Below are 22,668 nucleotides of genomic sequence, written 5' to 3'. Positions count from 1 at the left end.
CGGAGAGAAGGAGACTCGGAATGCCGCACGAGGAATCAGAGAACAATCAGGTGTCCGGCCGGGCGCCCGAACCGATCGCGATCGTCGGCGTCGGCCTGCGATTCCCCGGCGGCAGTAATTCGCTCGACGAATTCGACGCCTTCCTGCGTGAGGGACGCTCCGGCATCGGCCCCATTCCGGGTGACCGGTGGGACGTCGAAGCGTTCACCCCGCAGGGCCCGGACGACAAGGGAAAGATTCACACGACGTCCGGTGGATTCCTCGACCGCATCGACCGTTTCGACGCGGCCTTCTTCAACATCTCCCCGAAGGAAGCCCAGTACATGGACCCCCAGCAGCGCATGCTGCTGGAGACCGCCTGGCAGGCCCTGGAGCACGCCAACATCGACCCGGCGCCGCTGCGCCGCGGCAACGGCGGCGTCTACATCGGCGCCAGCTCCATCGACTACGCCCTCGAACTGGACTCCCTGCCGTACGAGGACCTCGACGGGCTGCTCGCCTCCGGGATCACCATGTTCCCGCTGTCGGGGCGGCTCTCGTACTTCCTCGGCTGGCGCGGCCCGAGCATGAGCATCGACACGGCCTGCTCGTCGTCCCTGGCCGCCCTGCACGTCGCCGTCCAGGGGCTGCGCGCCGGTGAGACCGACATCGCGCTGTGCGGCGGCGTCAACGCCCTGCACCACCCGCGCATCCCGGTGATGTTCTCCAACGCGCAGATGCTGTCCCCCGACGGCCAGTGCAAGACCTTCGACGAGTCCGCCGACGGGTACGCCCGCGCGGAGGGCTGCGGCATCGTCGTACTCAAGAGGCTCTCGGACGCCACCCGTGACGGCGACACCGTCCTCGCCCTGGTCAGGGGCACCGCCGTCGGCCAGGACGGCGACAGCGCCGGGCTGACGGTGCCCAACGGACCGGCGCAGGAGAAGGTGATCCGCTCCGCTCTCGCCGCCGCCGCGCTCGCACCCGAGGACATCCAGTACGTGGAGGCGCACGGCACCGGCACCCCGCTGGGCGACCCCATCGAGTTCGGCGCCATCGGCGACACCTTCGCCGACTCGCACACCAAGAGTGACCCGCTGCTCGTCGGCTCCGTGAAGACCAACCTCGGCCACATGGAGCCGGCCTCCGGCATCGTCGGCGTCATCAAGGCCGTCCTCCAGATCAGGTCCGCCACGATCTACCCGCACCTCAACCTGGACACCCCCTCCGGCCGCATCCCCTGGGACCTGTACCCGGTGCGGGTGCCCACCGCGTGCGAGCCGTGGAAGGCGCCGGTCCGGCGCGCGGTCGTCAACAGCTTCGGATTCGCGGGCACGATCGGCGCGGTCGTCCTGGAGCAGCCCCCGGCGGCGGTGGCACAGGACGGCGCGTCCGGCGAGGCGCCCGCGACGCCCATGTTCACGCTCTCCGCCAAGACCGCCGCCGCCCTGCGCGAACAGGTGGAGAGCTATCGCCAGTTGCTGGCCGGGGCTCCGGACCTGCCGGTCGACGGGCTCTGCTACACCGGCAACGTCTCGCGCACCCACCACCCGTACCGCGTCGCGGGCCCCGTCACCGACCGCGCCGCGCTCACCAAGCTCCTGGACAAGGCCGCCGACCACGACCACCAGGGCCCGGCCGGTGTCCGCAAGGTCGCGTTCATGTTCAGCGGCCAGGGCTCGCAGTACGCGGGCATGGGCGCCCACCTGTACGAGCGCTTCCCTGTCTTCCGCCGCCACGTCGACGCCTGCGACGAGCTGTTCTCGGCCCACCTCGGGCGCTCCATACGCGATCTGGTCATCGGCACCGCCGACGACCCCGAGGCGATCGACCGCACCGAGTACACCCAGCCCGCCCTGTTCACCCTGGAGTACGCGCTCGCCCAGCTCTGGATGGACTGGGGCGTGCGCCCGAACGTGCTCATCGGACACAGCATCGGCGAGGCCGCGGCCGCCGCGGTCGCGGGCCTGTTCAGCCTCCCGGACGCCGTGACGCTCGTCGCCGCCCGCGCCCGGCTCATGCAGGCCGTGCGCTCCGAGGGTGGCATGGCCGCCGTCGCCGCCCCCGCCGAGGACGTCCTGCCGCTCCTCGAACCCCACGCCGACCTGGCGCTCGCCGCCGCCAACGCGCCCGACCAGTGCGTGATCTCGGGCGGCGCTCAGGCGCTGGCGCAGGTCACCGAGCAGCTGCTCGCCCAGGGCCTGCGCGTCGACCAGCTGGCCGTGTCGCACGCCTTCCACTCGCCGCTCATGGCCGAGGTGTACGACGACTTCCGCGCCGCCCTGTCCGACATCACCTTCCACGAGCCGGTCATCAGCCTCATCTCCAACGTCACCGGCAGGCTCGCCCGGTTCGCCGAGATCGGCACCCCCGACTACTGGGTGCGGCACATCGGCGAGCCGGTGCAGTTCCTGGCCGGCATCCGCGCCGTGGCCCGGCGCGGGCGCCACGCCCTCGTCGAGATCGGCCCCTCCACCGCGCTGACCGCCCTCGCCCAGCGCTCGCTGCCCGTCGCCGACCACCTGTGGCTGGCCAGCCTGCGGCGGCGCGACCGCGGCGGCGACACCACGCTGCGGGCGCTCGCGGAGTACTACACGGCGGGCCTGCCGGTCTCCTGGGCCGGATACCACGAGGGCCGCGCCGTCCCGGCCAAGACGGCACTGCCCACCTACGCCTTCCAGCGCAAGCGCTACTGGCTGCCCTCCGTCACCCCCCGCAGGGGCGGCGCGCAGGGCGGGGCGGCGCACCACCCGCTGCTCGGCACCGAGGTGCAAGTGGAGGGGCCGGTACGCGAGTTCGCGGCCGAGTTCACCGTCGAGGAGCTGGGCGCGCTCGCCGACTTCGCCACCGGCGACCGTACGACGCTGCCCGCCGGCGCCTACGTCGACCTGCTGCTCGCGCTCCAGGACGCCGTCCACGGCCACACCCGGGCCGCCGTCCAGGAGCTGCGGCTGCTCGAACCCCTCACCCTGACGGCCGAGACCCCGCTGACGCTGACCACCCGGCTGCGGCCGCGCGCGGACGGCGGCACCGAGGTGACCGTCCTGACCGTCGCCGAGAAGGACGGCGACGAGGAGGGCGGCGAGCGGCCGCACGCGACCGCCGTGCTCGCCGCCGGACAGGACCAGGACGAGCCGCGCCTCACCGGGCTCGCCGTGGGATCCGCCACCCTGGAGAGCGACGCCGAGGACCTCTACACCGACCTCGCCTCGGTGGGCCGCCCGCACGGACCGCGCGCCCGCGCCCTGCTGAGCGCAGGCCGCCACCAGGACGGCGTGTTCACCGGCGAGTTGAGCTGCCGGGGCACCACCGCCGTCGAGCAGGTGCCCGCCGAGCTGATCGAGGCCGCGCTGGAGGCGGCCGTCGCCCTCGACCCCGAGGGCCCGGTGTTCCTGCCCCGGGAGATCGCCTCCGTACGTCACTTCAAGAAGCCCCGCGGCGAGCGGCTGAGCGTCGTCGCCCGCGTCGGCACGGAACAGGACCGGCGCCTCGCCGACATCCTGGTCCTGGAGAACGGCACGCCCGTCCTCGAACTCGGCGGCGTCACCCTCACCCGCCCCGAAGGCCCCACGGGACAGCGGCAGTTCCTGCACCGTCCGGAGTGGGTGCGCCGCGCCCTGCCCGCCGTCGCGTCGGGCACGGGGCCCCGGCACGTGCTGCTCCTCGGCCGTCCCGAGAGCGCCGCGGCCACCGACACCACCGCCGACGGCGGTCTGCGCGTCACGCCCGTCGCGGACCCCGCCGCGCTCAAGGCCGCCCTGGAGGACACCTCCGTCACCGACGTCTGCTGGAACTGGCAGCCGCTGCCCGGCACCATGTCCGCCGAGCTGCTGCGCGCCGAGTGCGAGCACAACTACCGCGAGCTGCTCGGCCTGCTGACCGTCCTCGACGCCGCGGCCCAGCAGCGCCCGCCCCGGCTCTGGCTGGTCACCGAGGGCGCCCAGCGGCTGCCCGGCGACCGGCCCGGCAGCGGCGCCCACCTCGGCGCCGCCACCCTGTGGGGCTTCGGCCGGGTGCTGCTCACCGAGTCGCCCCAGTACCGCGCGACGCTGGTCGACGTCGAGCCCGGCGGCGACCTGTCGGCGCTGCTCGACGAGTTCCGCGCCGAGGCGCCCGGCGAGTACCAGGTCGCCCTCCGCGCGGGCCGGCGCCACGTCCGCAGGCTGCTGCCCGGCGACTCAACCCGCACCTGGCCCGGCGGCTTCGCCCTGCGCACCCCGGACTCCGGTGACCTCTCCGACCTGTCCCTCGCACCCGTCGAGGACCGCGCTCCCGCGGCCGGTGAGGTCCAGGTGCGGGTCGCCTCGGTCGCCGTCACCGCCGCGGACGCCCAGGCGGCCCTGGACGGCGAACAGTCCGGCGGCGCCGGTCCCGTGCTCGGTTCGCTGGCCGCGGGAACGGTCCTCGCGGCCGGTGCCGAGGCCGCGTTCACCGCGGGCGACGAGGTCTACGTACGCCATGACGGCGCCCTGCGCGCCACCCTGACCGTCCCCGCCGCCGAGGTGGCACTCGCTCCCGGCGCGGTGAGCGGCAAGGGGCGGGCCGGGGCCACGGCCTTCCGCCTCGAAGAGATCGGCGAGGCGCTGCGCACCGCGGCCTCCGGTTCCCGCGCCGAGGTGTGGGTGGACGTGCCCGGCGGCCCGGACACCGAGCCCGCGCCGGCCCGCGTCCGCCCGGACCGCACCTACCTCGTCACCGGCGGCCTCGGCGGCCTCGGCCTGGTCACCGCCCGCAAGCTGGTCTCGCTGGGCGCCCGGCACCTGACCCTGGTCAGCCGCGGCGGACGGGCCACCGAAGAGGCCGCGCCGGTGCTCGCCGAACTGTCCGAGCGGGCGGAGGTCGCCGTCGTACGGGCCGATGTGAGCAGCGCCGACGACGTGCGGCGCCTGGCCGAGGAGCTGGCGGCGGGACCCCGCCCGGTCGGCGGTGTCGTCCACGCGGCCGGCTCCTTCGACAAGAAGCTGATCGCCGAGCTGACCTGGGAGTCCATCGACGCCCAGCTGGCCCCGAAGGCGTACGGCGGCTGGCTGCTGCACGAGGCCGCCGAGGAGTTCTTCCCCGACCTCGACTTCTTCGTGACGTACTCCTCGATCGCCGCCGTCCTCGGCGGCGCCACGCAGGGCCACTACGCCGCCGCGAGCGCGGGCCTCGACAGCCTCGCCGAGTGGCGTGGTGTCCAGGGCCTGCCCGGCCTCTCCGTCAACTGGGGCGCCTGGGCCAGGGTCGGCATGTCCGCCCGGCTCGACGAGCAGCTGGCCCAGGAGATCGACCGCAGCGGCGTCCGCTTCTTCTCGCCCACCAGGGCGCTGGACACCCTGGCGCGGCTCTGGCGGCGGCCCGGCAGCCGCCGGGTGGTGGGTGAGTTCGACTGGGCGCGCTATGTGGCGGGCGGCGCCGTGGACGACGCGTTCTACGACCGGCTCGCCCGCCACGACCAGGGCGGCGCGGACGGCACAGGACTCGACCTCACCGCGCTGGCCGCCCTGCCGAAGCCGGACCGTACGGCCCTGATCGGCGCGGCCGTGCGCGAGAAGGTCGCCGCCGCCCTGCACATGGACGCCGAGGACGACCTCGACCCGAACGCCGAGTTCGTCTCGCTCGGCCTGGACTCGCTGATGGCCCAGACCGTCAAGGGCGGCCTGGAGACGCTGTTCAGGCTGCCGCTGCCCGCCTCGCTGACCTTCGACCACCCGACGGTGCGCAGGCTCACCGAGTTCCTCGACGGACGTCTGGCCCCGGCGACGCAGCAGCACCCCTGACATCCACTCACCCTCACGACACCCACCGACGATGTCCCATGCAGCGGGGAGAACACAGTGAGCGAGCACACCACCAGAGACTGGACGCTGAACCGCACGTCCAGGGCCCACGCCGGGGGCCGGGCGGAGCACGCGGCGATCATCTGCGAGGGCCGCACCACCACGTACGGGAAGCTGCACCGGGACAGCAACCGCGCGGCGCACGCCCTGCGCGACGCGGGGCTCGGGCACGGTGACCGCGTCGCCTACCTGGGCCGCGAGTCGGAGAACTACTACCTCACGATCCTCGCCTGCGCGAAGGCCGGCGCCGTCCTGGTCCCGGTCAACTGGCGCCTCACGCAGGGCGAGGTGGACCACATCCTGCGCGACTCGGGCGCCGTGCTCCTCTTCGTGGACGACGAGTTCTGGGACACCGCGGACCGCGTCAGGCCGCAGCTCCCGGGGCTGCGTACGGTCGTCCGCGTCGACGGCACCGACAGCGAGGGCGAACCGGCGCGCGGCACCGGACTGCCCGCCTGGTACGCCAACCACCCCGACACCGACCTGGAGCCGGGCACGGGGCCCGACGACGCGGTGGTGCAGATCTACACCAGCGGCACCACCGGGCTCCCCAAGGGCGCGGTCCTCGCCCACCGCAGCTTCTTCACGCTGCCCGCCGCGATGCGCGAGCACGGCGCCGACTGGCTCGACTGGCTGCCGGACGACGTCAGCCTGATCTCGCTGCCGGGCTTCGGCATCGCGGGCATCGGCTGGTTCATGCACACCTTCAACGCCGGTGCGACGAGCGTCGTCATGCCGCAGTTCATCCCGCAGGAGGCGGTGCGGCTGACGCGGGAGCACGGGGTCACCATCACCTTCGCGGCGCCCGCCATGCTCCAGATGATGATGGCCGAACGCGGCGCCGGACCGGCCGCGTTCACCTCGCTGCGCAAGATCGCCTACGGCGCGGCGCCGATGTCCGAGACGCTGCTCGAACGCTGCCTGGAAGTCTTCGGCTGCGAGTTCGCACAGATCTACGCCAGCACGGAGACCGGCAGCGTCGCGGTCTGCCTGCCGCCCGAGGCGCACCGCCCCGGCACCGGGCTCCTGAAGTCGGTCGGCAGGCCCTGCCCCGGCAACGAGGTGAAGGTCATCGGCCCGGACGGCGAGACGCTGCCGCCCGGCGAGACCGGCCAGATCTGCGTCCGCACCCCCTCCAGGATGCTCGGCTACTGGAACCTCCCCGAGGCCACCGAGCGCACGGTCGTGGGGGAGTGGCTGCACATGGGCGACGCCGGCTACCTCGACGAGGACGGCTATGTGTACCTGCGCGACCGCATGAACGACACGATCATCGTGGCCGGACAGAACATCTACCCCGCCGAGGTCGAGAAGGCGCTCGCCGCCCACCCGGCCGTCGCGGACACCGCCGTCGTCGGGCTGCCCGACCCCCACTGGGGGGAGGCGGTGCACGCCGTCGTCGTCCTGCGGCCCGGCGCCACCGTCAAACCCCGCGAACTGCTCGTCGCGCTCCGCGGCCACCTCGCCGACTACAAGATCCCGAGCGCCTTCCACTTCGCCGACGACCTGCCGCGCAATCCCTCGGGGAAGATCCTGCGCCGCGCCGTACGGGACCGGCTGGCCGCCGAGGCACCCCCGTCGGCCGAGCGCCTCACCCTCCCCGTGCAGCGCCGCACCTCCGCGCGGGCGGCCTCGCTGCCGCCCCAGCGACAGCACGCCTGACGCACCCCGGACGACCTCCGCCGCACCCACCCCGCACCCCACCGCACCTCAGCCAGACGAAACGGAGTACCCCATGCAGTCCTTCGCCGGGCCCCTGCGTATCGGCATCCTGTTACCCACCCGGGAGCAGGCCATCAACGGCGCCTACGCGGCCGCCCCGCTCCTCGACTTCGCCCGGCGGGCCGAGGCGCTCGGCTTTGACTCGCTGTGGGCGGGCGACTCGCTGACCGCCAGGCCGCGCCTGGACCCGCTGGTGGTGCTCTCCGCGGCCGCCGCCGCCACCGAGCGCATCACCGTCGGCACGGCCGCGTTCACCCCCGCCCTGCGCCACCCGCTGATCGGCGCCAACATGATCGCGAGCCTGGACCACGTGGCCGCCGACCGGCTGGTCCTCGGGCTCGGCTCCGGTTTCCCGATGCCCGAGACCGAGGAGGAGTTCGCGTCCGTAGGGGCGTCGTTCGCCGGCCGGGTGGGGCGGCTCGACGAGATCGCCGCGCTGTGGCGCACCGCCTGGAACTCCGGCGAAGAGGGGCGACCGTCCGACTTCGAGGGGAAGTTCTGGCAGGCCGAACGGCTTCAGAGGCTGCCGAAGCCGGCCTCGCCCGGCGGCCCGCCGCTCTGGCTGGCCGGCAGCGACACCCCGAAGGTGCTCGCCAGGGTCGCCGAGAAGTACGACGGCTGGCTGCCGTTCCTGCCCGATGCCGAGGCGTACGGCAGGGCCCGCGCCCGTATCGCCGAACTCGCCGAGGCGGCGGGCCGCGCCCCGGACGCGGTCACGCCCGCGCTGTACGCGACGGTCACCGTCAACCGCGACAGCGCGGCCGCCAAGGCCGAGCTGGAGCACTACATCGAGCACTACTACGGGCGCTCCCTGGAGCAGATGTCGTCCATCCAGGCCTACGGCTGGGGGAGCGCCGAGAGCTGCGCCGAGTGGCTGGGCGCCTATGTGCGCGCCGGCGCCCGCCACCTCGTCATCCGCGTCGGATCGCTCGACCCGGAGCCGCAGCTGAAGGAGATCGCCGAGGTGCTGCTGCCCGCGGTACGCGCCATCGGGCAGCAGACAACCGTTGGGAGTACACAGTCGTGACCACCGCCACCGCCACCGCCGCCCTGGGCCAGGAGATGTCCGCCGCGGGCGAGTGGTTCCACCCGGCGCAGCCGTCCGAGGACGCCTCCGTACGGCTGTTCATGCTCCCGCACGCGGGCAGCGGCGCCATCATCTACCGCGACTGGGAGCGACTCCTTCCCGGCGACATCGCCCCGCAGGCGGTGACCCTGCCGGGCCGCCACAACCGCCGCGAGGAGATGAGTTACGAGGACTGGGACCCGCTGCTCGACGCGCTCCACGAGGCCGTCGTCGACGACCTGGACGAGCGGCCGTTCGCACTCTTCGGGCACTGCCTCGGCGCGCAGCTGGCGTTCCGCCTCACCATCCGCATGGAGGCGGAGAGCGGTCCCTCGCCCGTCCTCGTCGGCATGTCCGGCTGGTCGCCCGAGGGCTTCTTCCAGCCCACGGAGGAGCAGAGCCGGATGCCGGACGCCGAAATGGTCGAGTGGATCAAGAAGCTGGGCTCGTTCCCCGCCGAGGTCTACGACAACCCGGAGATGCTCGCCCTCGTCGTCCCCGCGCTCCGCGCCGACCTGCGCGTCGCCGCGCAGTACGTCGACGACGGCGCGGGCACCGCCTGCCCCCTGGTCTCCTACGGCGGCAAGTCCGACCCGCTCATGGAGAGCCCGGACGCCATGTCGCACTGGGCCGGGCGCAGCCCTCAGTACCTGGGCCACAGCGAGTACCCGGGCGGCCACTTCTACATCGACAGCCACGCGGAGGCCGTCACCATGCACTTCGCCCAGCGGCTGCGGCGGCTTGTGGGCCGGTCATGACCACAGAAGCGGACGTCACGGCGCTGCCGGACACGACCACGGAGCTGTCGGACACGACCCCGGCGCCGCCGGGCAAGACCACGGCGCCACCCGATGAGGCCGCGGCGGCCAAGCCGTCCTACGGGGCGCTCCTGGTCGTCCTGGCCGGTCTCTTCATCACCAACCTCGACTTCTTCATCGTCAACGTGGCGATCCCGTCGCTGCAGAAGAACATGCACGCCACCTCGGCGGACATCCAGCTCATCGCCGTCACCTTCACCATCGGCCTGTCCGCCCTGCTGATCACCGGCGGCCGGCTCGGCGACATCTACGGACGGCGCCGGGTCTACTCGATCGGCGTGCTGCTCTTCACGCTCGCCTCACTGGCGTGCGGCGTCGCCCAGAACATGGGCGAGCTGATCATCGCCCGCGGTGTCCAGGGCGCGGCCGCCGCACTGGTCATCCCGCAGGTGCTCGGCATCCTGACGACCACGTACTCGGGCAAGCACCGGGCCGTGGCCTTCAACGCGTACGGCGTGGCGCTCGGCGCGGCCGCCGTCTTCGGGCAGCTGATCGGCGGGCTGCTGATCAAGGCCGATGTGTTCGGCATGGACTGGCGCACCATCTTCCTCATCAACGTGCCGATCGGCCTGATCGTCCTCGCGCTCACCCCGAAGCTGGTCCCGGAGTCGAAGTCGGAGGGCCGCACCGGGCTCGACCTGGTCGGCGTCCTGCTGGTCACCGCCGGGCTCACCGCCGTCGTGCTGCCGCTGGTCATCGGCCGCGAGGAGGGCTGGCCCGTCTGGACGTGGCTGTGCATGGCGGCCGCGGTGCCGCTGCTCGCCGCCTTCTGGTTCAGCCAGCGGCGGCTCGCGGCGGGCGCCAAGTCGCCGCTGGTGAACCCGTCCCTGTTCCGTGACCGCGCGTTCGGCGTCGGGTCCGTCACCATCCTCGTCTACTTCTCGGTGATGGCCTCGTTCTTCCTGGTCCTCGCGCTCTACCTCCAGCAGGGGCACGGGACTTCGGCTCTGAAGTCGGGGCTGCTCTTCGTACCCCTGGGTCTCGGGTTCTTCGTCGCCTCCGCCATGGCGCCCAAGTTCGCCGCCAAGCTGGGACGGCAGGCGCTCGCGCTGGGCGCCCTGGTGGTGGCCGGGGGCGACATCGCCTTGGCCCAGACCGCCTCCCAGCTCGGCACCACGGGCTCGGTCGGCTGGTGCGTCCCCGCGATGGTGGTCTGCGGCTTCGGCATGGGCATGGTGGTCGCCCCGCTCACCTCACTGGTCCTGGAGGGGGTGGCGCCCGAGCACGCGGCGGCGGCCTCCGGGGTGTTCTCCACCGGGCAGGAGATGGGCAACGCCCTGGGCATCGCGGTCATCGGCGTGGTCTTCTTCGACCAGGTCGGCGAGCATCCGTCCGCGCAGGGCTACACCGACGGATTCGGGTTCAGCCTGTATGTCCAGGCCGGCATCTGCGTACTGGTCGCGGTCCTGGTGCAGTTCCTGCCGCGCAAGGCCGAGAAGGTCTGAACCGGAGCCCGACACCGGGCAGTCCACACGGCGGGTGCCCCGGAGCTTTTCGCTCCGGGGCACCCGCCGTTCGCGTGTCGTGAGGGCGTGACCGCGCGTATTACGGAGACGTTTCCCGGTCCCGCCACGGCAGGGTCGAGATCCGGCCATGAGGATCAGCAGGACGTCAGAGCAGCATCAGGGCTTTCGGCCAGCATGACGGAAAGGAATCAGCCACGACTCAGGGGGAAATGTCATGACGGTCACTCCTGTCATGCCCGGGATCCAGGAGCGGCTCGCCGCCTGGCCCATGCCGCGCACCTGCCCGTACGCGCCACCGGACGCCTACGCCGAACTCCGCAGAGGCGCGCCTGTCAAGGTCCGTATCAGGACAGGCGAGGCTTGGCTTGTCACGCGCTACGCGGACGTCCGCGCGGTTCTGACCGACCCGCGTTTCAGCTCGGACGACACCCGGCCCGGATTCCCCGTTCGTATACAGCTGCCGCCCGCGCCCCGGGTCATGTCCTTCACGCGCATGGACGGCCCGGAGCACGGACGGCTGCGCCGCATGGCGATGACCGAGTTCACCGCCCGCCGCACCCGCGCGCTGCGGCCCTCGGTGGAGCTCCTGGTGGACCGCCTCGTCGACGAGCTGGAGCGGGGGCCCCGCCCGGTCGACCTGGTGGCGCGCTTCTCCGTCCGGCTGCCCTCCCTGGTGATCGCCAGCATGCTGGGCGTCCCCGAGGCCGACGAGTGCGACTTCACCGAGCTGAGCCAGGCCGTCCTCTCGCAGGACGCCACGCCCGAGGAGATCTACGCGGCCTTCGTCGAGATGACGCGGTACCTGGACGAGCTGATCGAGCGCAAGCGCCGCGACCCCCAGGAGGACCTGCTCAGCCGCCTCGTCACGCGGTACGTGGCGACGGGCGAGCTCTCCCACGACGACCTGGTGGCGATGGCCCGGCTCTTCCTGGTGGCCGGCCACGAGACCACCGCCCACCAGATCGGCCTCAGCGTGCTCAGCCTGCTGCGCGAGCCGGAGCAGCTGGAGCGGCTGCGCCGCGACCCGGACCTGTTCGCCCCGGCCGTCGAGGAGCTGCTGCGCTACTGGTCCATCACCCAGGACAACCAGGTCCGCGTCGCGGTCGACGACGCGGAGATCGGCGGCGCCCGCGTCGCGAAGGGCGACGGCGTGATCCTGGCCTACCCGAGCGCCAACCACGACGAGACCGTCTTCCCCGACGGCGACCGCCTCGACCTGGAGCGCGACGCGAGCCGGCACATCGCCTTCGGCCACGGCCCGCACCTGTGTCCGGGCGCCTCGCTGGCCCGCATGGAGCTGGAGGTCGCCCTGCGCGCCCTGGTGGGCCGCTTCCCGGGCCTGCGCGTGGCAGATGTCCCCGGGGCTGTCTCGTTCCGCGAGAACACGATCAACTACGGGCTGAACTCCCTGCTCGTGACCTGGTAAGTCGCCTGGTGAGCCGCCTGATGAGGCCGTCAGCGGGGCGTCAGATCCGTATCAGCGCCCGGTGAAAGAGTCCTTCGCAGGTGCTACCAGATCAAGGAGTACGCCCGACATGGCCGACAGCAGCGACGCCGTGGGCCCCACCAGGGCCCTGGTCATAGCCAATCCCGCATCCGGCAGCCACAGCCCCGAACTGGTGCGCGCGGTTCAGGAGTTGTGCTCCGCCCATCTGTCCCACACCGAACTCCACCTCACCACCGCCCAGGGGGACGCGACCGTCTTCGTGCGCCGCGCCCTGGAGCGGCCCCAAGGGGCGCCGGACCTCGTCGTGGCCATCGGAGGCGACGGCACCGTCCGCGAGGTGGTGCAGGGCATGGGCGGGGCCGCCGGACGGGCCGCGCTCATGGTGGTGCCCGGCGGCACCGGGAACTCGGGGTACAAGATGCTCTGGGGCGAGCGCCCCTGGACCGAGTCCCTCAAGGCGGTGCTCGCCGACTCCGGGGCCGGCGGCAGCGCCCGGCTGCGCCATCTGGACCTGGCGCGGCTCGCCGAGACCCGCAACCTCGTCTACCTGGGCGCCTGCAGCGGTGTGATCGCCGACGCGCTGATCACCGCGAAGGGCATCCCGCTGAGCGGACGCGAGCGGTACGTCCGCGCGTTCACCGAGACCGCCGAGCGCTACGTCCCGTACCCGGGCCGGGTCGTCGTCGACGGGCGGGTGGTGCACGAGGGCCCGACCGTCCTCGCCAACGTGGGGGGCGGCCGCCACCGGGGCGGCCGGTACCTGGTCCTGCCCGACTCGCTGCTCGACGACGGACTGCTGGACGTCTGCGTCATCGGTGACGGCGTCGCCGCCGCCGACGTGCCCGGACTGACGCTCGACGCGGCGCACATGGGCCACCCGGCGACCGTGTACGCCCGCGGCCGCACGATCACCGTCGAGCGCACCGACGGCGGGCGGCTGCCCCTGGAGCACGACGGTGAGTACCAGCACACCATCGGCTCCTCGGCCACCTTCGAGGTGCTCCCCGGAGCGCTCCCCGCCTGGGCGCCGACGGACCCCGTCTGAACGCCCGCCCCTTGCCGATCCGACCGTACGAACTGTGCCACGCGCACGACCGGTGCCACCCGCACGACCCTCTCGACCAAGGAGACCTCATGAGCGACCTCAGCAACACCGTCACCCGCTACCTCGCCATCTGGAACGAGGCCGACGCCGACAAGCGCGCCGCGGCGATCGCCGAACTGTTCACCGCGGACGCCCCGTACATCGACCCGCTCGCCGCGGTCGAGGGCCACGAGGGCGTCGGCGCGGTCATCGCGGGCGCCCGCGACCAGTTCAAGGGCCTCAGCTTCGAACTGATCGGCACGGTGGACACCCACCACAACATCGCCCGCTTCCAGTGGGGCCTGGTGACCGAGCCCGGCGGCGAGCCGATCGCCATCGGCTTCGACGTCGCGGTCACCGGCGACGACGGCCGGATCAAGGGCGTCTACGGCTTCCTCGACAAGGTCCCCGGGGCCTGATCTCCCCGCGGCGGCGGTACGTCATCGGCGTACCGCCGCCACGGCACTCATCGGCCCGGCAGCGAGACCGTCCGGGCCCGCACAGGAAAGGCAGGGTGCGTCACATGGCGGCAGTCCTCGCCGAACGGGTGGCACAGACGCTGTGCGAGCAGTGGGAACCACCCCGCCGGGCGGCGCCCCGCGCCGCCACGGACACACCGCTGCGCGAACTGTCCCGGTGGGCGGCGCGGCTGCGCCCCCAGGACATCCCCTGCCGGGTCCTGAAGCTCGCCGCGAGCCAGGTCCTCTCGCAGATCGCCTCCATCAGGGCGGGCCTCGCCCACCCGCTGGGCCGCAAGCTCGTCGCCGCCTTCGGCCACCCCATGCAGCGCGACCCGAGAGCCGCGGCGGGCGTCTTCGCCGCCCTCGGCTCCTGGCTCAACCTCGACGACACCGCGTACGCCGGTCACCTCTCCAACTCGACCGTCGCGGTGCCCCTCGCCTTCGCGTACGCCCGCAAACTCGACGGGCTCTCCCTGCTGACCGCCGTCGTGGCGGCCAACGAGTGCGCGGCCCGCATCACCGCGTCGGCGACCCTCGGACCGCTGCGCGGACAGAGCGCCGTGCACACCCACCTCGCGGGCGCGGTGGCCGGACGGCTGCACTGCGACCGCGCCCCGGCCGCGCAGTGGGAGAACGCCCTCGGCCTGGCCTTCGCCATGCCCAACTGGCCGCTGATGCGTGCCTTCCTGGCCAGCGACGCCCGGCTCTTCAACACCTTCACGCCCGTACGCACCGCCATGGACGCCTGTGACGCGGCCGCCGCCGGGCTGCGCGGCGCCCCCGACATCATCGAGCACGAGGACGGCTTCCTGGCCCGCTTCGCGACCGTGCCGCTGCCCCAGGCGGTGGCCAAGGGGCTCGGCAGCCGCTGGCACACCGACACCCTGTCCTTCAAGATGCACCCGGGCGGCCCCGGCATCGACGCCGCGGTGGACTGCGCCACGGAGATCCACCGGGAGCTGGGCGCGATACGCCCGCAGGACGTGGCGGAGATCGTCGTGGAGGCGTCGCTCTACACGCTCTTCGCGGGGGAGCGCGCGGCCCAGTACGTGAACGGCCCCGGGTCGCCGCTGGGCGCCCTCGTCCTCGACGTGCCCTACCCGGTCGCCACCACGCTGCTGACCGGGGAGTTCTCGGTGGACGACTTCTCCTCGCCGCGCCTCGACGACCCCGACCGCTGGGCGCTGGCCCGCCGCGTGCGCCTGGAGCACGACACGGACATGACCCGCGAACTCTTCCTGTCCGACGCGCCGTTCGGCGAGGCCGTGCGCGAGGCGGGCCCGCTGGCCGCGCCCTGGCTGCGCGGCTTCGGCGGCGACGAACTGGTGGACCTGGTCGGCAGCGTCGGCGCGGCCGGCGAGGACTTCTCCCGCTCGACGAAGGCGACCGGCGCCCGGGTCACCGTACGGCTGACCGATGGTCGTACGGTGACGCGCGGCCGGCTCATCCCGGTCGGCGCGGCGGGACCCGACACGCGCTCGCGGCACTCGGAGATGGTGCGCGAGAAGTTCCTCGCCGTCGGCGGTGCGCACCAGGTGGCGGACACCGTGGGCGCGCTGCACCGCATGCGCCCGCGCGGGGTGCGCCGCTGGATCGAGGCGGCCTTCCTCGACTGACCGCCGCGTCGGTCAGGGCGCCGCCCGGTACGCCGGCAGGAAGACGTCGACGATCTCCTGCACGCGCTCGATGACGTCCTGGCGGTTCGCCTGCACCCAGGAGATGTGCTGGGCGCCGAAGAGAGCCGCCCGCAGCACGCGGGCCAGCGCGGCCGGGTCGGCGGTCTCCAGCGTCCCCGCCTTCCGGCAGTTCTCCAGAAGCTCGGTGAGCAGGTCGGTGAAGCCGACGTAGGGGATCGGCATGTCGGCCTTGATGTACGGGCGTTCGATCTGGAGCCGGGAGCCGGCCTTGATGAAGTCGTCGTCACGGAAGCCGCGGGCCACCGCCATCAGGACGTTCACCACCGTCTCCGGCGAGGACTGGTCGCCGTCCAGGACGGGGGCGATGATCTCGTTCAGCCGCCGGTAGAACTCGTGCGCCACGGTGGCGGCGATCGCCTCCTTGTTGGCGAAGTGGAAGTAGACGGCCCCCTTGGTCAGCTCCGCCTTGTCGGCGACGTCCTTGATGGTCACGGCGGGGAAGCCGGTCTCGGCGAAGACCGAGGCCGCCGCGTCGAGGATCGTCCTGCGGGTGTGGAGCGCCCGCTCCTGCTTGAGGTGCGACGTGTCGTCGGCCGAGGTGCCGGTCTGGAGAGGGGACAGCGGTGCCTTGCGTTCGTTGCTCATGGCTTCCATATCGTGCTCGGTCGATCTGATCGGATCTGGGAGTGCGCGCTGGTCCAGGGGTGGGTGCGGCCTATGAGGTGCGCTTTCGGCTACCAGTGCGCCAACTGGTCTGTCCGGGCGGGCGGTTGATGGTGACCGAACATGGTTTCAACCCTTGAAATATACCTTCTCGCAGGTATATTAATTCCCGCGCAGCAAGGCTTCACACGTCTGTTCTCCGGCAAGAGTTCGTCCTGATTTGGGGGAAGCGTTGTCTCAGAAGTCGGTCGTGCTCATCGATAGTTCCAGAAACCGGGACGCCGGATCAATGGCTCTCACGGCACCTGGCCTCACGTTTCTCAGACCCGTCCCGCGCGAGCTGGTGCACCGCAGCTCGATCGCGGAGGTCTTCGTCACGGACGGCTGTCGTGTAAGCGACAGCCGTTTCTCGATCGCGGCCCAGTGGCCGCGTGACCACGCGCTCTACCACCCCGACCAGCAGGGCATCAGCGATCCGATGCTGTTCGCGGAGACCATCCGCCAGGCCCTCCTCTACGTGGCCCACGAGTACTGCGAGGTGCCGCTCGGGCACCGGTTCGTCGGACGTGACCTGTCCTTCGACATCACCGATCCGGCCGCGCTGCGCGTCAGCGGCGTCCCCGTCCCCGTGATCCTCGACGCGGAGTGGTCCTGGGAGGAGGGCCGTCCCAGGGGGGCGCGGCTCGACGTACGGATGCTCGTGGACGGCAAGCTGTGCGGCATCGGCACGCTGCGGGTCTACGTCATGGACGACAGGCGCTACGGCCTGCTGCGGCGGCTGGCATGGGGCGGCGACGCCCCGCCGGTCCGGGCCGTGGTCCGCGAATCCACCGCGCCGCTCGTGCCGCCGCGCCGCGTGGGCCGGCTGCGCTGGAAGGACTGCGTCCTGGAGCGCTGCTGGCCGGACGGGGACTGGCGGCTGCGCCTCGACCGCGACCACGCGGTGCTCTTCGACCACCCCACCGACCACGTGCCGCTCATGGTCCTGATGGAGGGGTTCCGCCAGCTGGGCCACCTCTGTGTGCACGAGAGGATCGAGGAGCCGCTCGGCGACCGGGTGTTCGCGCTGGTCGGCGCCCAGGTGGAGTGCGCGGCCTTCGCGGAGCTGGACGCGCCGATCAGTCTCCTGGTGGAGCAGAGCGTGCCCGGCGCCACGCCGGCGGACGCCTTCCGGCTGCGCGTCGCGGCCCTCCAGGGGGACACCCTGCTGGCCAGGACCGACATGACATGGGCGGGCGTCGGCCCGCGCGACGAGCCACGGCCGACGGACCACCGGCCCGAGCTTGCCTCACTGACCGGGCTTGCCCCGTAGGGCGTGGGCCAGGACGTTCCACATGGCGGCCACCCGGCTGCCCGACTCCGGCCGTTCGGCGGCCGAGCCCATCCAGAACACACCGAAGAACGCGGCCACGAGCAGGTCGGCCACGGCCTTGGCGGACGCCGAGGGCTCCCAGTGCCCCTCCTGTTGCACCTCGCCCACCAGTCGCCGCACGACGGAGTGGGTCTCCTCCAGCAGGCCGGCGGTGACCCCTGAGGCCTGAGCGGTCTCCAGCGTCAGCCGCAGCGCGGCGCGGGCGCGCACATCGCCCTGGAAGAGCTCTCCCAGAGTGAGCATGAGGCTCCGCAGCCGGTCGAGCGCCGGACCGGTGGAGGCCTTCGCCTCACCGAGGGGGAGTTCGACCGCGGCGGCCAGGTGGGCGGAGAGTACGGCGGCCAGCTCCTCCTTGTTGGAGAAGTGGCCGTAGAGGGCGCCCTTCGTCAGGCCGATCTGGTCGGCGATCTTCTGCAGGTTGGTGTTCGCGTAGCCGTATCGCGCGAACTCATAGGCGGCGGCGTCCAGGACGGCGTCGTATGTGCGCAAGGCCCGTGCTTGCTTCGGCAAGGTGCACACCTCCTTCACTGGGGATCGAGCGGCGAGGGACCGACGGCGTTAAAGATACGTTCAAGAACGAATTCTAATCGGCCCTAGGGGTGTATGCCACAGATGATTCAGTCACAGAGTTCAGCAGCGGGACATCGGCGTGCCGACGGCCCCGTGCTGCCGCCCGCCGCGGTGGCGAACGCCGCCAGGTCCGCGGCCGTCCACGCCGGCGGCGCGGAGCGGGAGCGACGGCTGCACGACGAGACCGCGGGGCTGCTGACCCGCGCCGGATTCGCCCGGCACTTCGTGCCACGGGCCTGGGGCGGGACGGAAGGCACCTTCGGCACCCTCCTCGACGCGGCCGCCGCGGTCGGCGCGGGCTGCGCGTCGGCGGCGTGGTGCGGCACGCTGTGGGCCGCCCACGGAAGATTCGCCGCCTATCTGCCCCCCGACGGCCAGCGCGACCTCTGGGCGGCCTCACCCGACACGCGGATCACCGCCGTGATGACGGCATCGGGCGAGGCCGTACCCACCCGGGACGGCTGGCTGCTGAGCGGCACGTGGACGTACGCGAGCGGGGTGGATTTCGCGGACTGGCTGCTGCTTACGTCTATGGAGCCGGGCGGGCCTGCTGAATCGGCTGGGCGTGCCGAACTCGGCGGGCCTGCCGGGTCTGCCGAACTCGCCGGGTCTGCCGGGTCTGCCGGGTCTGCTGGGTCTGCTGGGTCTGCTGGGTCAGTCGGGTCTGCCGGGACTGCTGGGTCGGTCGGGTCTGCTGGGTCTGCTGGGTCTGCTGGGTCTGCTGGGTCGGCCGGAACCGCTGAGCCTGCCGGACCGACTGGAACGGCCGGGCCTGCCGGAACCGCTGAGCCTGCCGGACCGACTGGAACGGCCGGGCCTGCCGGGCCTGCCAGGTCGGCTGGACCTGTCGGACCGGCTGGGCCCGCGCAATCGGCTGGGCCCACCGGTCGGGCCGGTCACGCCGGGCCCGCCGAGCCGGGCGGACCTGCCGCACCCGCCAGGTCGGCCGGACCCGCCGCACCCGCCAGGCCGACTGGACCTGTCGGACCGGCTGGGCCCGCGCAATCGGCTGGGCCCACCGGTCGCGCCGGTCACGCCGGGCCCGCCGAGCCGGGCGGACCCGCCGCACCCGCCAGGTCGGCCGGACCCGCCGCACCCGCCAGGTCGGCCGGACCCGCCGAGCAGCCCGAGCAAGGCGCACCCGGCGAACCGGGCGGTGGTCGATGCAGGGTCTTCGCCGTGCCGCGTGCGCAGGTTGCTGTCCTTGATACCTGGCGGGCCGAGGGGATGCGCGGGACCGGTAGCCATACCGTCGTCGTCGAGTCCGTCGCCGTGCCCCGGCACCGCTCCTTTCTCATGGCCGACCTGACCGCCGGTACCCCCGGCCCCGGCCGGGCCCGGTGCCACACCGTCCCCGCCCAGCTCGGCGGCGGCCTCCTCTTCTGCGCCCCCGCCCTCGGCGCCGCACGCCACGCCCTGGAGGCGTGGTCGCAGTGGGCGGCGCGCCGCGCGCGCGACCTCCCCGACTCCGCCGCCCTGCGACTGCACAGGGTCCTGGCACTCTCGTCGGACGAGATCGAGGCCGCGCAACTCCTGCTGCGCGACGCCGCACAGCGCGCCGACGCCGACGCCTGGACCGCTCGGGACGTCGCGCGGAACCGGCGCATCGCGGCCTCGGTCGTCGGACTGCTGGCCCGCGCGGTCGAGCGGCTCCACCGCACCGACGTGCGGCCGGACCCGACGGCGGATCCGGGCCCGGACGTCGTCGAACGGTGCCGCCGTGACGTACGCACGGTGGCGGGCCACCGGATGCTGCGCAGGGAACAGGCGGCGGTGGACTACGCCCGCAGCGTGTTCTCGGAACTGTCCGAACTGACCGAACTCTCCCAACAACGCTCCCTGTCGGAAGTCCCCGCCCCCGCCCCCGCCCCCACCCCCGACCTGGCCCTGGAGGCTCCTCATGCCGACGTCTGAACGCCGTACCCGTCCCCGTCTGGTCTTCTCCGATGTCGACGAGACGCTGATCACCTGCAAGAGCCTCTTCGACTTCCTCGGTTACTACTTGGCGGGCCGATACGGCTCCGAGGGAGCGCTCCGCGCGGCCCACGTCCGCGAGGACCTCGGCGCGAGGACGGCGGCGGGCCTGCCCCGTTCGGAGGCCAACCGGGCCTACTACCGGGCCTGGCGGGGCGAGCCGGTGGCGGCGGTCGAGGAGTGGGCCGGCCGCTGGTTCACCGAACGCAGCGCCGCGGAGGGCTTCTACGTACGCGGTGTCGCCGCGGAGCTGCGCGGGCACCGGGCCGAGGGCGCGAGCATCGCCCTGGTCTCCGGCTCGTTCAGACCGCTCCTGGAACCCCTGGCCGAGGCGGTCGGCGCCGAGCACGTGCTCTGCGCACGCCTGGAACGGTGCGGCCGGGTCTACACCGGCGCACTCCTCGGAGCCCCGGTCATCGGCGACGAGAAGCGCCGCCTGGTCCGCGAACTGCTCACCCGGTACGAGCACATCGACCCGGCGGACTGCTACGGCTACGGCGACGATCCGTCCGACCTGCCGATGCTGTCGGAGGTGGGGCACGCGGTGATGGTCGGGGCGGCGGCGCGCGGCTAGGGCTTCGGGGCGCGGGCCGACGGACCTGGCGACTAGGCCCCCGCCACGGGGCCCTCACGCCGAGGTGCCGGCCCTCTGCGCCGCGTCGGTCCTCGCCTCGGCCCGCCGCACCTCGGTGGACGCCGTCCCCCGGGGCAGGGCAAGCACCGCGAGCAGGCCGAGCAGCATGCCCGCCGCGGCCAGCAGGACGACCAGGAACTCGCCGTCCGCGACGGCCGCGCGCAGCACCGCCCCCGCCTTGCCCTCCGTACCGGCGTCAGCGATCGCTATGAGGACCCCGAGACCGATGGCGTTGCCGATGTTCAGCGCGGTGGAGGCCATGCCGTTGGCGATGCCCTGCTCCTGGGGCGCGACGCCGCTCGCCGCGGCGATCCACATCGCGGTCCAGACGACGCCCTGGCCGATGCCGGAGATCACCAGGCCGGGCAGGAGCGCGGCGTACGTGGCGTCGCTGTCGAAGCCGAACGCGAGAATCGCGGTCCCCACGACACCCACGGCGAAGCCGCCGGTCAGCGTGGTGCGGATGCCGAGCCGCGTGGTCATCCGCTCGCCCAGCTGGGTGCCCGCCGCGATGGCGACCGACGGCACGAGGAAGGCGAGCCCTGTCTCCAGGGCGCTGAAGCCGTGCACCGTCTGCAGCAGCACGGTCAGAAAGTACGGCAGGGTGCCGAAGGTCGCCATGTAGAGGAACGTGACGGTGGAGCCGACGGTGAGGCTGCGGTTGCGGAAGAGGCGGAAGGGCATCAGCGGATCGGCGCTGCGGCTCTCGATGAGGGCGAACGCCACGAGCAGCACGACCGCGAGGACGGCGGAGCCGGCGACCGGGGGCGATCCCCAGCCGAGTTCGGGCCCCTCGACGAGCGCGAAGACGAGCAGGGTCGATCCGCCGGTGACGGTGAGCGCGCCCGGCAGATCGAACCTCCGCCCCTTGGTACGCGGTTGGTCGCGGGGGATGACGACAAGCGCCGCCAGCGCCACGAGCCCGGCCAGCGGGACGTTGACGTAGAAGACGGCGGGCCAGCCGAAGCTCTCGGTGAGCAGACCGCCGAGCAGCGCGCCCAGGGTCAGCCCGCTGGCGCCCGCGCCACCCCATACGGCGAGCGCCCTGTTGCGCCGGGGCCCCTCCTCGAAGAGCGTGTTGAGCAGCGACAGCGTGGAGGGCAGTAGCAGCGCGCCCCCGACGCCCTGCACCGCGCGGGCGGCGATGATGACCGCCGGGCTGTTCGCGAGGCCGCCGGCCAGCGAGGAGGCGGCGTACAGCGCGAGGGCCAGGACGAAGACGCGGCGCCGTCCGAAGAGGTCGGCCGCGCGCCCGCCGAGCAGCAGGAAGCCGCCGGCCAGGACGACATAGGCGCTGACCACCAACTGCTGTGTCTGGCCCGGGAAACCGAGGTCCGCCCCGATGTCGGGGAGCGCGACGAAGACGATGTTCAGATCGAGCGCGAAGGTCAGTTGAGCCAGGGCGAGGAGGGCGAGGATCATCCCCGGCTTCGAACGGCCGGGGACGGCACGGGTCCTGGGCATGCGGGAGTACGTCCTTTCAAGGTCTCCGGTGAGGAGTTCCGGAGGTGGGCTTGGACGTCGACTACTGCGACTGTACGCAAACATACGGACAGTCGGACGGTACGGCAATACTCGAACTGTTCCCGGTGCGAATGTCGCAGTACATTGGGACCATGTCGCCCCGCCACCACCCCACCCCGGACCAGATCCGTGTCGACGAGGTCATGTCCGCCCTGGGCAACCCCCTGCGGCTCAAGGTCGTGCGCGTCCTGGCGGACGGCGGCGAGCACAACTGCGGCAGTATCCTCACCGGCGTCTCCAAGTCGACGCTCACCCACCACTGGCGGGTCCTGCGCGACAGCGGCGTCATCCGGCAGCGCCCCTCGGGCCGCGAAAACCTGCTGTCGCTACGCCGCGACGACCTCGACGCCCGCTACCCCGGGCTCCTCGACTCGATCCTCTCGGCGGCCCGCACGGACGAGGCCTCGGAGAACTGACGCCGCTGAAGGCAGC

Annotated in this window: 17 protein-coding genes; 13 read left to right on the top strand and 4 right to left on the bottom strand. The window is 72.7% G+C overall.

What is annotated here, in order from left to right:
* Positions 1–20 precede the first annotated feature (20 nt).
* The 9 genes from ACWDZ7_RS06645 (at position 21) to ACWDZ7_RS06605 (ending at position 15,478) form a co-directional block, all read left to right on the top strand.
* A complete protein-coding gene (locus ACWDZ7_RS06645; protein ID WP_451795334.1) occupies positions 21–5,738 on the top strand; it encodes an SDR family oxidoreductase in 5,718 nt (1,905 codons plus the stop codon).
* 57 nt (positions 5,739–5,795) lie between these two features.
* Positions 5,796–7,460 carry a fatty acid--CoA ligase gene (locus ACWDZ7_RS06640; RefSeq protein WP_451795332.1) on the top strand — a complete coding sequence of 555 codons (1,665 nt, stop codon included), beginning with the start codon at positions 5,796–5,798 and terminating at the stop codon, positions 7,458–7,460.
* A gap of 73 nt (positions 7,461–7,533) precedes the next feature.
* Positions 7,534–8,547: an LLM class flavin-dependent oxidoreductase gene (locus tag ACWDZ7_RS06635; RefSeq protein WP_451519604.1), complete on the top strand. Its 1,014-nt coding sequence runs from the start codon at positions 7,534–7,536 to the stop codon at positions 8,545–8,547.
* 35 nt (positions 8,548–8,582) lie between these two features.
* Entirely contained in the window at positions 8,583–9,344 is a 762-nt protein-coding gene (locus ACWDZ7_RS06630; protein WP_451519606.1) for a thioesterase II family protein, read from the top strand.
* Entirely contained in the window at positions 9,341–10,849 is a 1,509-nt protein-coding gene (locus tag ACWDZ7_RS06625) for an MFS transporter (RefSeq protein WP_451795330.1), read from the top strand. The genes ACWDZ7_RS06630 and ACWDZ7_RS06625 overlap by 4 nt, the downstream gene beginning before the upstream one ends.
* Positions 10,850–11,084: 235 nt before the next feature.
* Entirely contained in the window at positions 11,085–12,296 is a 1,212-nt protein-coding gene (locus ACWDZ7_RS06620) for a cytochrome P450 (RefSeq protein ID WP_451795329.1), read from the top strand.
* Between the two features lie 109 nt (positions 12,297–12,405).
* Positions 12,406–13,362, top strand: coding sequence for a diacylglycerol/lipid kinase family protein (locus ACWDZ7_RS06615; RefSeq protein ID WP_451795327.1), 957 nt, complete (start codon positions 12,406–12,408; stop codon positions 13,360–13,362).
* A gap of 89 nt (positions 13,363–13,451) precedes the next feature.
* On the top strand, positions 13,452–13,820 hold the full coding sequence (locus tag ACWDZ7_RS06610; protein ID WP_451795325.1) for a nuclear transport factor 2 family protein: 369 nt from the start codon (positions 13,452–13,454) through the stop codon (positions 13,818–13,820).
* 104 nt (positions 13,821–13,924) lie between these two features.
* The gene (locus tag ACWDZ7_RS06605; protein WP_451795324.1) at positions 13,925–15,478 is read left to right on the top strand and encodes an MmgE/PrpD family protein; all 1,554 of its coding nucleotides are present in this window, start codon (positions 13,925–13,927) and stop codon (positions 15,476–15,478) included.
* Between the two features lie 12 nt (positions 15,479–15,490).
* Here ACWDZ7_RS06605 and ACWDZ7_RS06600 read toward each other — a convergent pair whose 3' ends face one another.
* On the bottom strand, positions 15,491–16,144 hold the full coding sequence (locus ACWDZ7_RS06600) for a ScbR family autoregulator-binding transcription factor (RefSeq protein ID WP_451795322.1): 654 nt from the start codon (positions 16,142–16,144) through the stop codon (positions 15,491–15,493).
* Between the two features lie 307 nt (positions 16,145–16,451).
* On the opposite strand from ACWDZ7_RS06600, the gene ACWDZ7_RS06595 reads away from it, so the two are divergent.
* A complete protein-coding gene (locus tag ACWDZ7_RS06595; protein WP_451795320.1) occupies positions 16,452–17,474 on the top strand; it encodes a ScbA/BarX family gamma-butyrolactone biosynthesis protein in 1,023 nt (340 codons plus the stop codon).
* On the opposite strand, the gene ACWDZ7_RS06590 is transcribed toward ACWDZ7_RS06595, so the two are convergent.
* Entirely contained in the window at positions 17,451–18,053 is a 603-nt protein-coding gene (locus ACWDZ7_RS06590) for a TetR family transcriptional regulator (RefSeq protein WP_451795318.1), read from the bottom strand. The genes ACWDZ7_RS06595 and ACWDZ7_RS06590 overlap by 24 nt on opposite strands.
* A 580-nt stretch (positions 18,054–18,633) precedes the next feature.
* On the bottom strand, positions 18,634–19,065 hold the full coding sequence (locus ACWDZ7_RS06585; protein WP_451795316.1) for a hypothetical protein: 432 nt from the start codon (positions 19,063–19,065) through the stop codon (positions 18,634–18,636).
* Between the two features lie 218 nt (positions 19,066–19,283).
* On the opposite strand from ACWDZ7_RS06585, the gene ACWDZ7_RS06580 reads away from it, so the two are divergent.
* Together ACWDZ7_RS06580 and ACWDZ7_RS06575 are read left to right on the top strand one after the other, a co-directional pair.
* Positions 19,284–20,018 carry a hypothetical protein gene (locus tag ACWDZ7_RS06580; RefSeq protein WP_451795314.1) on the top strand — a complete coding sequence of 245 codons (735 nt, stop codon included), beginning with the start codon at positions 19,284–19,286 and terminating at the stop codon, positions 20,016–20,018.
* Positions 20,005–20,652: an HAD family hydrolase gene (locus ACWDZ7_RS06575; RefSeq protein WP_451795312.1), complete on the top strand. Its 648-nt coding sequence runs from the start codon at positions 20,005–20,007 to the stop codon at positions 20,650–20,652. Before ACWDZ7_RS06580 ends, ACWDZ7_RS06575 begins: the two co-directional genes overlap by 14 nt.
* Before the next feature lie 54 nt (positions 20,653–20,706).
* Here the strand turns inward: ACWDZ7_RS06575 and ACWDZ7_RS06570 are convergent, their stop codons facing one another.
* Positions 20,707–22,176 (bottom strand): MFS transporter, encoded by a 1,470-nt coding sequence (locus tag ACWDZ7_RS06570; RefSeq protein ID WP_451795310.1) that lies wholly within the window; start codon positions 22,174–22,176, stop codon positions 20,707–20,709.
* A 152-nt stretch (positions 22,177–22,328) separates the two neighbouring features.
* On the opposite strand from ACWDZ7_RS06570, the gene ACWDZ7_RS06565 reads away from it, so the two are divergent.
* On the top strand, positions 22,329–22,652 hold the full coding sequence (locus tag ACWDZ7_RS06565) for an ArsR/SmtB family transcription factor (protein ID WP_451795308.1): 324 nt from the start codon (positions 22,329–22,331) through the stop codon (positions 22,650–22,652).
* Positions 22,653–22,668: the final 16 nt, after the last annotated feature.

The sequence above is a fragment of the Streptomyces sp. NPDC003032 genome (genome assembly GCF_053591415.1).
The sequence above is the reverse complement of the archived record's forward strand: the minus strand, read 5'-3'. Positions and strand labels throughout refer to the sequence as shown.

Bases quoted from the DNA above. Each gene is read 5' to 3' on its own strand.
- ACWDZ7_RS06645 (WP_451795334.1), top strand. From the start codon at position 21: ATGCCGCACGAGGAATCAGAGAACAATCAGGTGTCCGGCCGGGCGCCC.
- ACWDZ7_RS06635 (WP_451519604.1), top strand. From the start codon at position 7,534: ATGCAGTCCTTCGCCGGGCCCCTGCGTATCGGCATCCTGTTACCCACC.
- ACWDZ7_RS06630 (WP_451519606.1), top strand. From the start codon at position 8,583: ATGTCCGCCGCGGGCGAGTGGTTCCACCCGGCGCAGCCGTCCGAGGAC.
- ACWDZ7_RS06625 (WP_451795330.1), top strand. From the start codon at position 9,341: ATGACCACAGAAGCGGACGTCACGGCGCTGCCGGACACGACCACGGAG.
- ACWDZ7_RS06620 (WP_451795329.1), top strand. From the start codon at position 11,085: ATGACGGTCACTCCTGTCATGCCCGGGATCCAGGAGCGGCTCGCCGCC.
- ACWDZ7_RS06615 (WP_451795327.1), top strand. From the start codon at position 12,406: ATGGCCGACAGCAGCGACGCCGTGGGCCCCACCAGGGCCCTGGTCATA.
- ACWDZ7_RS06610 (WP_451795325.1), top strand. From the start codon at position 13,452: ATGAGCGACCTCAGCAACACCGTCACCCGCTACCTCGCCATCTGGAAC.
- ACWDZ7_RS06605 (WP_451795324.1), top strand. From the start codon at position 13,925: ATGGCGGCAGTCCTCGCCGAACGGGTGGCACAGACGCTGTGCGAGCAG.
- ACWDZ7_RS06600 (WP_451795322.1), bottom strand. From the start codon at position 16,144: ATGAGCAACGAACGCAAGGCACCGCTGTCCCCTCTCCAGACCGGCACC.
- ACWDZ7_RS06595 (WP_451795320.1), top strand. From the start codon at position 16,452: ATGGCTCTCACGGCACCTGGCCTCACGTTTCTCAGACCCGTCCCGCGC.
- ACWDZ7_RS06575 (WP_451795312.1), top strand. From the start codon at position 20,005: ATGCCGACGTCTGAACGCCGTACCCGTCCCCGTCTGGTCTTCTCCGAT.
- ACWDZ7_RS06570 (WP_451795310.1), bottom strand. From the start codon at position 22,176: ATGCCCAGGACCCGTGCCGTCCCCGGCCGTTCGAAGCCGGGGATGATC.
- ACWDZ7_RS06565 (WP_451795308.1), top strand. From the start codon at position 22,329: ATGTCGCCCCGCCACCACCCCACCCCGGACCAGATCCGTGTCGACGAG.